Source organism: Couchioplanes caeruleus (assembly GCF_003751945.1).
Classification (GTDB): Bacteria; Actinomycetota; Actinomycetes; order Mycobacteriales; family Micromonosporaceae; genus Actinoplanes; species Actinoplanes caeruleus.
In genome coordinates, this window is record NZ_RJKL01000001.1 from 7,499,340 (window position 1) to 7,511,266 (window position 11,927).

Annotated in this window: 11 protein-coding genes; 7 read left to right on the forward strand and 4 right to left on the reverse strand. The window is 72.2% G+C overall.

The annotated features are described in order from the left end of the window. The first annotated feature begins 154 nt into the window (after positions 1-154). Entirely contained in the window at positions 155-1,948 is a 1,794-nt protein-coding gene (locus EDD30_RS33785) for a gamma-glutamyltransferase family protein (protein WP_071803234.1), read from the forward strand. 5 nt (positions 1,949-1,953) lie between these two features. On the opposite strand, the gene EDD30_RS33790 is transcribed toward EDD30_RS33785, so the two are convergent. The 3 genes from EDD30_RS33790 to EDD30_RS33800 form a co-directional block, all read right to left on the reverse strand. Continuing rightward, entirely contained in the window at positions 1,954-3,132 is a 1,179-nt protein-coding gene (locus tag EDD30_RS33790; protein ID WP_071803235.1) for a PucR family transcriptional regulator, read from the reverse strand. Positions 3,133-3,138: 6 nt separating this feature from the next. Then, positions 3,139-4,623 (reverse strand): FAD-binding protein, encoded by a 1,485-nt coding sequence (locus tag EDD30_RS33795; RefSeq protein WP_071803236.1) that lies wholly within the window; start codon positions 4,621-4,623, stop codon positions 3,139-3,141. Between the two features lie 123 nt (positions 4,624-4,746). Continuing rightward, positions 4,747-5,562: a Rossmann-fold NAD(P)-binding domain-containing protein gene (locus tag EDD30_RS33800; RefSeq protein WP_071803237.1), complete on the reverse strand. Its 816-nt coding sequence runs from the start codon at positions 5,560-5,562 to the stop codon at positions 4,747-4,749. A gap of 256 nt (positions 5,563-5,818) precedes the next feature. On the opposite strand from EDD30_RS33800, the gene EDD30_RS33805 reads away from it, so the two are divergent. The 4 genes from EDD30_RS33805 to EDD30_RS33820 are packed head-to-tail and all read left to right on the forward strand — an operon-like array spanning position 5,819 to position 9,013. Further along, positions 5,819-6,289 (forward strand): VOC family protein, encoded by a 471-nt coding sequence (locus EDD30_RS33805; RefSeq protein WP_071803238.1) that lies wholly within the window; start codon positions 5,819-5,821, stop codon positions 6,287-6,289. Continuing rightward, a complete protein-coding gene (locus EDD30_RS33810) occupies positions 6,286-7,236 on the forward strand; it encodes a hypothetical protein (RefSeq protein ID WP_071803239.1) in 951 nt (316 codons plus the stop codon). Before EDD30_RS33805 ends, EDD30_RS33810 begins: the two co-directional genes overlap by 4 nt. Continuing rightward, a complete protein-coding gene (locus EDD30_RS33815; RefSeq protein WP_071803240.1) occupies positions 7,236-8,120 on the forward strand; it encodes an LLM class flavin-dependent oxidoreductase in 885 nt (294 codons plus the stop codon). Before EDD30_RS33810 ends, EDD30_RS33815 begins: the two co-directional genes overlap by 1 nt. Then, positions 8,120-9,013 (forward strand): PhzF family phenazine biosynthesis protein, encoded by an 894-nt coding sequence (locus EDD30_RS33820; protein ID WP_084556115.1) that lies wholly within the window; start codon positions 8,120-8,122, stop codon positions 9,011-9,013. The genes EDD30_RS33815 and EDD30_RS33820 overlap by 1 nt, the downstream gene beginning before the upstream one ends. Here the strand turns inward: EDD30_RS33820 and EDD30_RS41190 are convergent. Then, positions 8,977-9,744 carry a hypothetical protein gene (locus EDD30_RS41190; protein ID WP_071803242.1) on the reverse strand — a complete coding sequence of 256 codons (768 nt, stop codon included), beginning with the start codon at positions 9,742-9,744 and terminating at the stop codon, positions 8,977-8,979. The genes EDD30_RS33820 and EDD30_RS41190 overlap by 37 nt on opposite strands. 192 nt (positions 9,745-9,936) lie before the next feature. Between EDD30_RS41190 and EDD30_RS33830 the strand changes: the two genes are divergently transcribed. Both EDD30_RS33830 and EDD30_RS33835 read left to right on the forward strand, forming a co-directional pair. After that, on the forward strand, positions 9,937-11,121 hold the full coding sequence (locus tag EDD30_RS33830; protein WP_084556116.1) for an aminotransferase class V-fold PLP-dependent enzyme: 1,185 nt from the start codon (positions 9,937-9,939) through the stop codon (positions 11,119-11,121). Next, positions 11,118-11,903, forward strand: coding sequence for a tryptophan 2,3-dioxygenase (locus EDD30_RS33835; RefSeq protein ID WP_211277663.1), 786 nt, complete (start codon positions 11,118-11,120; stop codon positions 11,901-11,903). The genes EDD30_RS33830 and EDD30_RS33835 overlap by 4 nt, the downstream gene beginning before the upstream one ends. Positions 11,904-11,927: the final 24 nt, after the last annotated feature.

Below are 11,927 nucleotides of genomic sequence, written 5' to 3' on the forward strand. Positions count from 1 at the left end.
CGCATCCGCGATCGGACGGATTGCTGTGGCCGGCACCAACAACCTTGTGCCCATGCACCGCGTACGTGCACAGTGCCGCGCGGTCGTGCCAGGCTCGGCGGCGAGCGGTGAGCGTCGGGGCTTCGAGCACCCGGCGCCTTGCGGAGGGAGGATCATGCTGTCGCGTCCCGAGCTGCACGGCACGTACGGAGCGGTGTCGACCACCCATTGGCTGGCCTCCGCGGCCGGCATGGCGATGTTCGACCGCGGCGGCAACGCCTTCGACGCGGCGGTGGCCGCCGCCTTCGTGATCCAGGTGGTGGAACCGCACGTCAACGGGCCGGCCGCCGAGGCGCCGGTCATGATCCACGACGCCTCGACCGGCGAGGTGACCGTCGTCGCCGGTCAGGGGCCCATGCCCCGCCGAGCCTCCGTCGACACGTTCCGGCGTCTCGGCCTGAACCACATCCCCGGGTCGGGACTGCTGGCGGCCTGCGTTCCCGGTGCCTTCGGCGCGTGGATGAAGGTGCTGCAGCACCACGGGCGGCTGCGGCTCGCCGAGGTGCTGGAGCCGGCCATCGGGTACGCGGAACGGGGATTCCCGTTGCTGCCCAAGGCCGCCGGGATCATCGACGTGCTTGCGCCGCTGTTCCGCGAGGAGTGGACCGAGACCGGCAAGATCTACCTCGACCGCGGCGTCGCGCCCCGCGCCGGCGCGCTTCTGCGCAATCCGGACCTGGCCGCGACCTTCCGGCGCATCGTCCGGGAGGCCGGCGCGGCCGGCCGGGATCGTGAGCTCGAGATCCAGGCCGCCGTCGACGTGTTCTACGAGGGCTTCGTCGCCGAGGCGATCGACGCGTTCATGGGCTCCGCCGAGGCCCTCGATGCGACCGGCAAGCGGCACGGGGGTCTGCTGCGCGGCGATGATCTGGCGGCGTGGCGGCCCACCGTGGAGCCGCCGGTCACCGCCGGCTACCGAGGGCACGTCGTCCACAAGCCCGGCCCGTGGACGCAGGGACCGGTGTTCCTGCAACAGCTCGCCCTGCTGGAGGGCTTCGATCTGGCCGCGATGCCGCACCTCGGCCCCGATCACCTCCACCTCGTCGTCGAGGCGGCCAAGCTGGCCTTCGGCGACCGGGAGGCCTGGTACGGGGACCCGGACCACGTCGACGTCCCCCTGAAGGAACTGCTGTCCGCGGACTACACCCTCGAGCGCCGGGCCCTGATCGGCGAGCATGCCGCGGCCGCCCTGCGCCCGGGTTCCCCGGGTGGGCGCTCGCCGTGGCTCCCGCCGTTGCCCGAGGCGCCGCCGCCGCTCGAACCGGCTTGGCGGGACCAGCTCGCCCACGGTATCCCCGCGGTGGTGCGGCGCACGTCGCAGAACCGCGACACCACCTGCGTCAGCGCCACGGACCGGGACGGCAACATGGTGGTGGCGACGCAGAGCGGCGGGTGGTTCAGCAGTTCCCCGATCGTCCCCGGCCTCGGCTTCGCGTTGAGCACCCGCGGGCAGATGGCCTGGCTGGCGCAGGGACATCCGAACTCCCTGGCACCGGGTAAGCGGCCGCGCACGACGCTGAGCCCGACCATCGTGCAGGCCGGGTCGGGGGAACCGCTGATGGCCTTCGGTACGCCCGGCGGCGACCAGCAGGACCAGTGGACCCTCAACTTCCTGATCAACCACCTGGACTTCGGCATGACGCCGCAGGCGGCCGTCGAGGCCCTGACGTTCCACACCGGACACGTGCCCTCGTCGTTCACACCACGGCAGCAACCTCCGCCGGTCGTCGTGGTCGAGGAGGGACTCTCGGAGGAGACCGTCGACGGCCTACGCCGGCGGGGACACCGGCTGCAGCAGGTGGCCGCCCAGTCACTGGGCAAGGTGTGTGCGACCGGCCACGCCGGGGACGGGCAGGTGTTCGCGGCCGCGAGCGCGCGAGGGGAGCAGGCGTACGGCATCGTCCGCTGAGCCGGTCAGGACGCCCGGGAGACAGGTTGGCGGCCGGCGGAAACGCTGTCCGCCCCGCTCGTCACCCGCCAGGCGGTGAGCGAGGCCTTCAGCAGGCAGAGGTCCCCGGCGTTGGTCAATGACAGCCCGGTGAGCTCGGAGACGCGCCGGAGGCGGTGGTTCAGCGTGTTCGGGTGGATGAACAGTTGCCGGGCGAGTTCCCTTCGCTCGCAGTCGCTGTCCAGGAAGGCTGTCAGCGTGTCGAGCAGGTACGGGTCGCGCATCGTCACCGGCCGCAGCCTGCCGGCCAGCCGCGCCGCCAGCTCCGGTGCGCGACAGAGCACGGCCTCCAGCAGGACGTCGTCGAGCTGCAGGAGCCCCGGTTCGTGGCGACCGAGCCGCCGCAGGGTCGCGACGGCCTCCCGGGCCTCGGTCACCGCCGCGGGGATGTCCTCGACGGTGGCCGGCAGGGCGAGCCCGGCCGGTTGCTCCGGGCTCAGGATCCGGTAGGCGTGCCGGGCCCGGACCCGCCCCTCGGCGCGGCGATCTGGTCCGTCGACCGGCACCAGCACGATGACGCAACCGGGCTGTTCGGCGGCGAGCCAGTCGTGCCGTGCGGCGACGGAGGCCGTGGCGGCCGGGTGGCGAGCCGGGACGACGAGAACCGCGTACGTGGCAGCGACCGGAATACCCGGGGCGGGCCGTCGATCGCCGTTCAGCAGCCGCGCCAGCAACTGTTGCCGGCCCGCCTCGGGATGTGCCTCGCCCTCTTCGGCGGATCGCGAGCAAGTGAGCACGTGCTCGACGAGGAGGGAGCCGGCCGCGAGGTAGCGCGCCGTGCGTTCCAGCAGCAGCGCGCCCTCCTCGGGCGTGGCCTGCGCCACCAGGGCCTTCCAGGTGCGTTGGCAGATGTCGGTGCAGGCCTGGCTCAGCAGCGGGCCGGTGAGGCCGTGGTCTCCGGGGTCGAGCAGGCCGGCCTCGCTGATGCCCGCCTGCTCGGCGCGGTCGTCGACGCTGCCCAGCACCCAGCGTGCGGCACGGCTGACGATGGTTCGCAGCGCCTCGGTGGCGGCCGGCGTCATCGGGGCAGCGCCGGGGCGCCCGCCCACGACGCCGACGGTGGCCGTCGCGAGCCGCGGGACGGCGCAACTGACGCGGTCGAGAACGGCGTGCAGGGGTTCCAGGTGTCGGTCGTCGCCTGACAACGGGCATCACCCTCGGGGGCTGAAGATCCCGGGACCGGGCGTGAGCACGCCCGTGGGGTCGTAGCGGCGCTTGGCGGCGTGGAAGGCCGACCAACTGCTGCCGTAGTGGTCGCGCCAGTTCTGCGCCGTGAACGGCACCGACCCGATCGGGTAGAGCACCGCGCCGTACTTCTCCCGGGCGCGGGCGTACAGCCGCTTGTTGCGCTCCAGCATCTCGGCGGCGAACTGGGGATCCGCGCCGGGGGCGCTGGAAACGGTGTTGATGTCGACCACGTACACGAACGGCGAGCCGTCCGGGCCGGGGCGCCGGGGAGCGGGCCGGGTGGCGAGGTCGCGGCGCTGCGGGTAGATCAGCCCCGCGCCGTACGGTCCGATGTCGCGTGCGGTCAGGGTGGGCAGCAGCTCGGCGAGGTACTGCTCGATCGTGGAGTCGGGCAGCCACACGTCGTACCAGGGCTTGACCAGACGGTCCCAGTTCTCGGTCTCCCGCAGCATGTCGATCAACCGGTCGATGGTGAGCACGTAGTCGAGGTACGGGGTGTCCTCGACCACGGCCTCGGCGGTCAGGCCGGCGAGGATCGCCGCATCGTCCGGCGCCGCGGGAGCGTCGTAGAACGCCGTCGCGTGGATCTTGTAGACCGGCGCCGGGTCGGGCGCGGTGAACTCCGCGTACACGTGGTCGACGCCGGCTCGGTCGATGAGCAGGCGCAGATCCCGGAAGAACGGGGCGTTCACGGAGTACTGCAGCACGAAGTTGCGGGCGCGTTCCGGGGCGGGGACGAGCTCGATCACCGCCCTCGTGATCACCGCGCACTGGCCGAGGCCGCCGAGCACCGCGTCGAACAGGTCGGGCTTGTGCTGCCGGGAGCAGCGCTCGATGCTGCCGGTGCCGGTGACCACCTCGAGCTCGCGGACGTGGTCGACCTGCAGACCGGTTCGCAGCCCGCCGACGATGCCGCCGATGCCACCGACCGAGAGCGTGCCGCCCACGGTCAGTCCCGTGTAGCCGGTGAGCACCGGGGGCGTCAGCCGAGGGGAGTGCCCGTTCGCCGCGATGGCCAGGTCTTTCCAGAGGATCCCGGCGTCGACCTCCGCGTACCGGGCGCCGAGCGAGTGGATGCGGCGAAGGTGGCGCATCTCGATCACCAGGCCGGCGGACAGACCCTGGCCGTAGGTGGTGTGTGCCTGGCCGCGGGTGGAGACCGGGATGCCGTGCGCCGAGCAGAACCGGATCATCGTGGCGACGTCGCCGGTCGAGGCCGGGCGCAGCACCGCTTGCGGCTGCTGATGGACGATGTTGCCGAGGTCGGTGGCGACCGCCTGCCGGGCGGCCGCGTCCACGGCGAGTTCGCCGTCGAGCGGGGGAACGCCGGCGAACGACGGCCGCGTCGCGGCCTCGGCCCCGGTGACCCAACGGTGTCCGAACGGGTCGAAGCCCACGACCGCGACGGCGGACGCGGCCGCACCGAGTAGTCCGCGGCGGCTGATCATTTGCCCTCCCTGATAAACGGTTGTCCGTCCACAATGCGTCGAACCTAACCGATCAGAGAAGCGCGAGACCTCAGGGAATCATCAATTCATCGTGAGAGAACATGCAATTCCGTCGTGCGGAAGTCAGCGCCAGTGGCCCGCCGCGGCGGCGTCCGCGGCATATTGCTCGAACGTGCGGGCCGGACGGCCGGTCACCCGCTCCACGGTGTCCAGCGGCTGCGAGTCGTCGAGTACCCGGAGCGCGGCGAAGGCCTCGATCTCGGCATCGAGCTCCTCCTCGGGGCGCCCGAGCGCCGCCTGGCTGCGGCGGTATTCCTGCGGGCTGCCGTGAAACGTCACGGTGCGGCCGGCGGCAGCCCCGATCACCGCGCAGGCCTCGGCGAAGGAGAGCGCCTGCGGGCCGGTCACCTCGTACGTGCGCTGCGAGTGGCCGGCCTCGAGCAGAGCCCGCACCGCCACCTCCTTCACGTCCTCGAGGTCCACGAAGGTCTGCCGGCAGTCCTCCAGCGGGACGCTGAGCTCGCCGGCCAGGACGGCGGCGTGGAACGGCCCCTCGTCGAAGTTCTGGTCGAACCAGTCCGAGCGGACGATGGTCCAGTCCATGCCGGACTCGCGGACCAGACGCTCCGCGTTCAGCAGCCGCTCGTCCCGCATGACCTCGATGCTGCGGCTGGAGAGCAGCACGACGCGGCCGATCGTGTCCGCGGCCAGCCGGAGGAACCCCGGATCGACGTCCACGCCGTCGGGCGCCATGAGGAAGAGCCTGCCGACGCCGTCCAGGGCCGGTTCCCAGGTGGTTTCGTCCGCCCAGTCGAACCGCGTGTCCGCGTGCCGGGAGGCGGCCCGCACCGGCTCGCCGAGGGCTCGCAGGCGAGCGGCGACCCGGCCGCCGACGGATCCGGTGGCGCCGAGGACGAGAGTGGTAGTAGGAGTATCCATATCGGAAAAAACGATAGAGGGCGGCGCCGAGTTGTGCTCAGCAACCTCTCAGCCGGTTCTGTAGTCGGTTTGTAAGATCTCTGATGCGCCTGGGAAACATCTGCATTGACCCTCGCCGAAGTCCGAAGATATGTTCTGGCAGTCTCGCCATTACCGTGTTTGCGCGTGATCAGCGGAACGGCTGTGCCACTTCCTCGACGGCGGCTGTTTCGTTCTCGGACGATTTCTCGTGTCGCAACAGCAAGGAGGCAGGACCGTGCCGACAGCCGTATTGCAACCTCGCGTCCACCACGTGGGCGTACAGACATCGGATCTCGACAACAGCGTGCGCTGGTACCGCGAGTTCTTCGGTGCCCGGCTCAACTGGGAGCTCGACCGGTTCTCGGACCTGACGCTCAGCCGTCTCCCCGGCATCCGCAGACTGGTCGAGGTCGCCACGGACGACCTGCGGGTGCATCTGTTCGACCGGGCCACGCACACCCGGGAGCTGCCGCCCGCGGAGGCGTACCAGTTCCAGCACGTCTGTCTGCAGTTGGACCGTCCGGAGGAACTGGTAGCGGTTCGGGAGCGGTGGATCGAACTGTACGAGTCGGGCCGGTTCTCCTTCGCCCGGCCCGACGGCCCCACCGACATCGTCGTCGACGGCGACGGGGTGAGCAGCCTCTACGTCTTCGACCCCAACGGCCTGGAGTTCGAGTTCACCCACGTGCCGGCGGGACCGCGATGACCGCGGCCACGTTGACCGACCCGCGGGTGCAGGCGTGGGACTTCGGTGACTTCCCGTACGGCCTGGAGCCGCTGACCATGCCCCCGACCGGCGACGCCCGCGCAGTCCGCCACGCCGCCGCACCCGACGTGCCGGACTGCGACGTGGACCGGGTGTGTGCCGAACTGCGCCTGCTCGACGGCGGCCGGCACGGCGCCGGCCGCTTCGACCTTCCGCCCGCGTCCACGTACGAGCAGTTGTTCTGGTTCCGCTGGATCAGCGGCCATCAGGTGACGTTCGCCCTCTGGCGGCTGATGGGTGCCCTGCTGGCCGAGTACCCGGCCGACGGGCCCGCGCCCGGTGGGGCCGTGCTGGACCGCCTGGAGACCTACGTCCACGGGTACGGCGCGATGCTGCTCTACAGCGGCTCGTGCCCGCGTGACCTCTACACCACGCTGATCCGCCCGGCGATGTTCCTGCAGCACCGGGGCTTCAGCGGCACCTGGGCGCCGGACTTCCGCCAGGTGCGTTCACTGTTGCGCGGCCGGTCGCGCGGCTGGCTCCAGGAGGACGACGCGGCAGGGGTGCGGGCCGCGGTCGAGGCCCACCGGGCGATCCACGAGGACGTGGCCGCCCGGCTGGTGCCCAACGGCCGATCGCTGCTGCAGGACAGCGTCGCCGAGGCGCCGGTCTCCCCGTCCGAGCGCACCTCGGTGCTCTACGACAACTTCTTCATGACGTTGCGGGCACCGGTCACCGACGCGGCCGTCGCCGGTCAACTGCTGCGGCGGCTGCGCGCGGTCGCCCTGGACCTCGCCGCCAACGGGTTGTACCCGCTGGGCCGCGACGAGGCCGTGGACGAGACCCAGCCGGAGGGCGCCATGGTCGCCCACGGCGAGCGCCGGCTGGGGACGGTGGTGACCGCGGTCGGCTCCCACACCGCGGATGTCGCCTGGCGGTCGAGCTGATGCGGCACGGGGTGCTGATCCTGCCGGAGCACCGCTGGCCGAGGGCCCGGGAGCGGTGGACGCTCGCCGAACAACTCGGGTACGCCCACGCCTGGACCTACGACCATCTCATGTGGCGGTGGTTCAGCGAGAAGCCGTGGTTCTCGGCGGTGCCCACGCTCGCCGCCGCCGCCGCGGTGACCGATCGGATCGGGCTCGGCACGCTCGTGGCCAGCCCCCACTTCCGGCACCCGGTCAGCTTCGCCAAGGAACTCGTCTCGCTGGACGACATCGCGCAGGGCCGGATGGTCTGCGGCGTCGGCGCCGGAGCCCCCGGATTCGACGAGTCGATCCAGGGCGGACCGGCGTTGGCGCCGCGCGCCCGGATGGATCGGTTCGACGAGTTCGTGGGACTGCTCGACCGGCTGCTGCGCGAGCCGCGGACCACGTACACCGGCCGGTGGTATTCGGCCCGCGACGCCGTCGTCCTGCCGAAGTCGCGGGTGGCGCCCCGGCTGCCGCTGGCCGTCGCCGCCGCCGGCCCGCGCGGCATGGCGCTGGCCGCCCGGCATGCCGACATCTGGGTCACCAGCGGCCCGCCCAACGTCTTCGTACAGAACCGCTTCGACCAGGTGGCTCCGCTGCTCAAGGAGCAGTTGGCGACCCTGGACGAGGCCTGCGCGGCCCAGGGGCGGGACCCGGCCGGCCTGCGCCGGCTGTTGCTGACCGACGGTGCCGTCGGCGGGGTGCTGGACTCCGTCGGCAGCTACCGGGACGCGGCCGGGCTCTTCGCGGACCTGGGCTTCACCGACCTCGTCGTGCACTGGCCCCGCCCCGACTCGCCATTCGAGGGCGACGAGCGGGTGCTCGTGGACTTCGCCACCGCCTACCTGCAGGGGGAGTGATGACCGTCTCCTTCGAGATCGTGGGAGTCTTCGGTACGGAAGCCGGCGGCGGTAGCCCGCTGGCGGTCGTGCACGACGCGGACGGGCTGGACACCGCGGAGATGCAGTGGATCGCCGGCCGGCTGTGCGCCGACGAGACCGTGTTCGTGCTGCGACCGACGATGCCCGGCGCCACCTACCGGGTCCGGGTCTTCACCGCGGCGGGGGAGTCGCCGTTCGGCGGGCACTCGGCCGTGGGAACCGCGGTGTCCGTGGTCCGGTGCGGTGTTCTCCCCGCCGGCACGGTGGTGCAGGAATGCGCAGGCAGGCTGCTGACTGTGCGCGCCGACGCCGACCGGGCCGCGCTCAGCGCGGTGGGTCCGCAGCCCCTCGAGCCGCTGCCGGCGGATCCGGTGCTCGACGCCGTCGGGCTCACCCGGGCCGATCTGGCCGGCGAGCCCGTACAGGCGGGGTTCGGGCCGTTGTTCCGGCTGGTGCCCGTCCGTCCGGCGGCGCTCGCCCGGGCTCGTCCCGACTTCGCCGCCATGGGCCGCCACGCCTTGCCGGAGGTGTTCCTGTTCAGTTGGGACGAGGCGGAGGACACCGCTGTCGCCCGGCTGTTCGCCCCCGGCTGGGCTCTCCCGGAAGATCCCGCCTGTGCCTCCGTGGGTCTGGCGTTCGGGGCGTGGCTCGCCGCATGCCCGGTTCCCGCCGCGGAACGGTCCTTCCGCATCAGGCAGGGCGCGGAGCTGGGGCGCCCGGCGCTGCTCGAAGGAACCGTCGCCGCCGGCGGTCGGTCAACCGTCGTCACGATCGGCGGGCAGGCGCCGAGGGAACTGGCCGGCCAGCTCACGGCCGGTTCCCTCGTCGGAGCCGGTCACGCCAGCGTGTTCCGGACGTCCTCGGTGGCGTAATAGGTGCGTCCCGCACGCCGCTGACGCCTCCACTTGTCCTCGCTCGCCAAGCGGTACACCGTGCCCCGGGTGACGCCCCACAGCGCGGTGATGCCGGCCGCGCTGATCCAGGCCGGTTCCCGGGGTGCCGGGCTCTCGGCGACCAGCGACAGCACCTCGGGCCCGTTCCACTCGTGGGCGGCGTCCGCGTCACAGATGACCCGCAGCCGCTCGGTTCCCCGACCGCCGGCGAGATGTCCCTCGCAGCCGGGGACGACGCAGGCCCCGAGGTGTCGCCCGCTCTCGGGGCGCAGCACCCGCTCCGCCTCGGACACCAGGCCGGAGACCTCCGCTGCCAGGTCACCGGCCGCCGGGTGCCGCACCAGGAAGCCGAACCGGCCGAGCAGGAACCGGCTGAGATCCGCCACGACCCGTCGCGGTGCGGGCGCGCCGGTCGCCTGGGCGGTCAACCCCGCCCACGACGCGAGCACGGTCTCGATGGCGTGCCGTGCGTCCGCCGCCCCGGCGTGCAGCGGCCCGCTCGGTCCCGGCCGCCCGGCGCGCGGCGGCCGCTCCCACGCCGGCGCCGGGCTGCGCAGATGGCGTTCTCCGCACTGCTGGTACAGCGTGGGCAGTCTGCGCAGCGCCTGACCGAGCCGGGTGGCGCACGTGCGGCAGAGCGGAGAACCGGCGGCGGTGCCGGCCGGGCATCCCGGCCCGGCGCAGCGCTTCAGCAATTCGGTGACGGTCATTGTTTCATTCTGGGTGCCGCCCGGCGGTGCGACGGTGTTCTCTGCATTCTTCATGAAGCAGTTTTAGCTTCTCTGAATGTCTTCACAGTGCTCTGCATTGTGCCCTGAGCTGGGGCGAAGATATACCTGAGTACGGTACGGATCCGCTGTGCCCGTCCCGCGGCCGGGTGCTCATAAAGGGGGAGGTGCCTCGTGGAATTGACCCGTGAATGGGCCGAGCAGGAAGCCGCCGCAGATCCGCTCGCCGCCTTCGCAAAGGATTTCCTCATCCCGGCCGGGACGCTCGCGCTCAACGGGAACTCGCTCGGCCCGCCGGCCGTCGGCGTGCCGGTCGCGCTCGACGACGCGGTCCGGCGGCAATGGGGCGAGCATCTCATCCGCGGATGGTGGGACGACGGCTGGTGGGACGCGCCGGAGCGGGTCGGCGACCGCATCGGCCGGCTGATCGGCGCGGAACCCGGCCAGGTGGTCGTGGGAGAGTCGACCTCGGTGCAACTGTTCAACGGCCTCACCGCCGCCGCCCGGCTCGTACCGCGCCGCCGCGTGCTGGTCGCCGACGCGGGGAATTTCCCCACGGACCGGTACCTGGCCGCGTCGGTGGCTCGGCTACTGGGCCTGCGGCTGGTCGAGACCCCGATGGACGCCCTCCCCGCGGTCCTCGACCGGTACGCCGGCGAAGTCGGCGCGGTGCTGTGCGGCGCCGTCGACTTCCGCACCGGGGAGCTCTGGGACGTCGCCGGACTCACCGCCGCGATCCGTCGCGCCGGGGGCGTCGCCGTGTGGGACCTCAGCCACGCGGCGGGCGCGATCCCGCTGCGGGTGGACCACGACGCCGTGGACCTGGCCGTCGGCTGTGGATACAAATACCTGTCCGGCGGGCCGGGAGCACCGGCCTTCCTGTATGCGGCCCGCCGGCACCACGGCGACCTCGACCTCGCGGTCACCGGCTGGCACGGGCACGCGGACCCGTTCGCGATGACGGACGCCTTCGTCCCCGCCGCCGGCATCGCCCGGGCCCGGACCGGTACGCCGCACCTGCTGTCCCTGCTGGCCCTCGAGGCGGCCCTCGAGCCGCTGGAGGAGGCCGGGGTGGCAGCCGTGCGCGACAAGAGCGTCCGGCTTGCGGAATACCTGTTCGCGCTGCTCGCGGACCTGGACGGGGTCGAGGTCGTCACGCCCCGCGCCCCGGATCGCCGTGGCAACCACGTGACGCTGCGCCTGCCGGACGCCGTCGCGGTGGCCGAGGCGCTGCTGCGCCGGGGGGTGGTCGTCGACGAACGGCCGCCGGACCTGCTGCGGATCTGCCTCAACGGCCTCTACGTCTCGTGGACCGACGTGTACGACGCCGTGGCGCACCTGTGGGAGGTGCTGCGGTGACCCATCCGAACCCGTACGTCGACTACGCCCGCATGGACGACCTGCACGACCTGCAGGAACCCGCCACGGAGTCCCCCTTCGAGCTGCAGTTCATCCTCCTGAGCCAGGTCAAGGAACTGCTGTTCCGGATGGTGCAGCTCGAGGTCGACCAGGCCCGCGCCCGGGTGCGCGAGGACCGGCCGGAGGCGGCCTGCCGGGCGCTGTCCCGCGCGGCGCGGCACCAGCGCACGCTGGTCGGCTGCTGGGAGAGCATGAATGCGATGCCGGTGGACGAGTTCCTCGGCTTCCGCGACGAGCTCGGCGAGGCCTCGGGCACCCAGTCCCCCGTGTACCGGCTGCTCGAGTTCACCCTCGGCAACCGTGGCGCCGCGATGGTGCGGCGCAGCGACTTCATCCGCTTCCCGCGACTACGGGCGGAGCTGGAACGGCCGAGCCTGTACGACGAGGTGCTGCGCCACCTCTACCGGATCGGGCTGCCCGTTCCCGAGCACGTGCTCAGCCGCGACGTCACGGTCCCGTACGAGCCGGACCGGGCCGTCGAGGACGTGTGGGCGACGGCGTACCGCAGCCCGGACAAGTACCGGTCCGCCTACGAGTTGGCCGAGCACCTGCTCGAGGTGGCGTACCAGTTCTCCCGCTGGCGTGCGACCCACCTGCTGGTGGTGGAGCGCATGCTCGGCGGCAAGCGTGGCAGCGGCGGCACGGACGGTGCCGCCTGGCTGCGGAAGATCAACGAGCACCGGTTCTTCGCGGAGCTGTGGACCATGCGCTCCGCCCTGTGACCGGCAGGCCGACCGAGAGGAACC

Bases quoted from the DNA above. Each gene is read 5' to 3' on its own strand.
- EDD30_RS33785 (WP_071803234.1), top strand. From the start codon at position 155: ATGCTGTCGCGTCCCGAGCTGCACGGCACGTACGGAGCGGTGTCGACC.
- EDD30_RS33810 (WP_071803239.1), top strand. From the start codon at position 6,286: ATGACCGCGGCCACGTTGACCGACCCGCGGGTGCAGGCGTGGGACTTC.
- EDD30_RS33815 (WP_071803240.1), top strand. From the start codon at position 7,236: ATGCGGCACGGGGTGCTGATCCTGCCGGAGCACCGCTGGCCGAGGGCC.
- EDD30_RS33800 (WP_071803237.1), bottom strand. From the start codon at position 5,562: ATGGATACTCCTACTACCACTCTCGTCCTCGGCGCCACCGGATCCGTC.
- EDD30_RS41190 (WP_071803242.1), bottom strand. From the start codon at position 9,744: ATGACCGTCACCGAATTGCTGAAGCGCTGCGCCGGGCCGGGATGCCCG.
- EDD30_RS33795 (WP_071803236.1), bottom strand. From the start codon at position 4,623: ATGATCAGCCGCCGCGGACTACTCGGTGCGGCCGCGTCCGCCGTCGCG.
- EDD30_RS33820 (WP_084556115.1), top strand. From the start codon at position 8,120: ATGACCGTCTCCTTCGAGATCGTGGGAGTCTTCGGTACGGAAGCCGGC.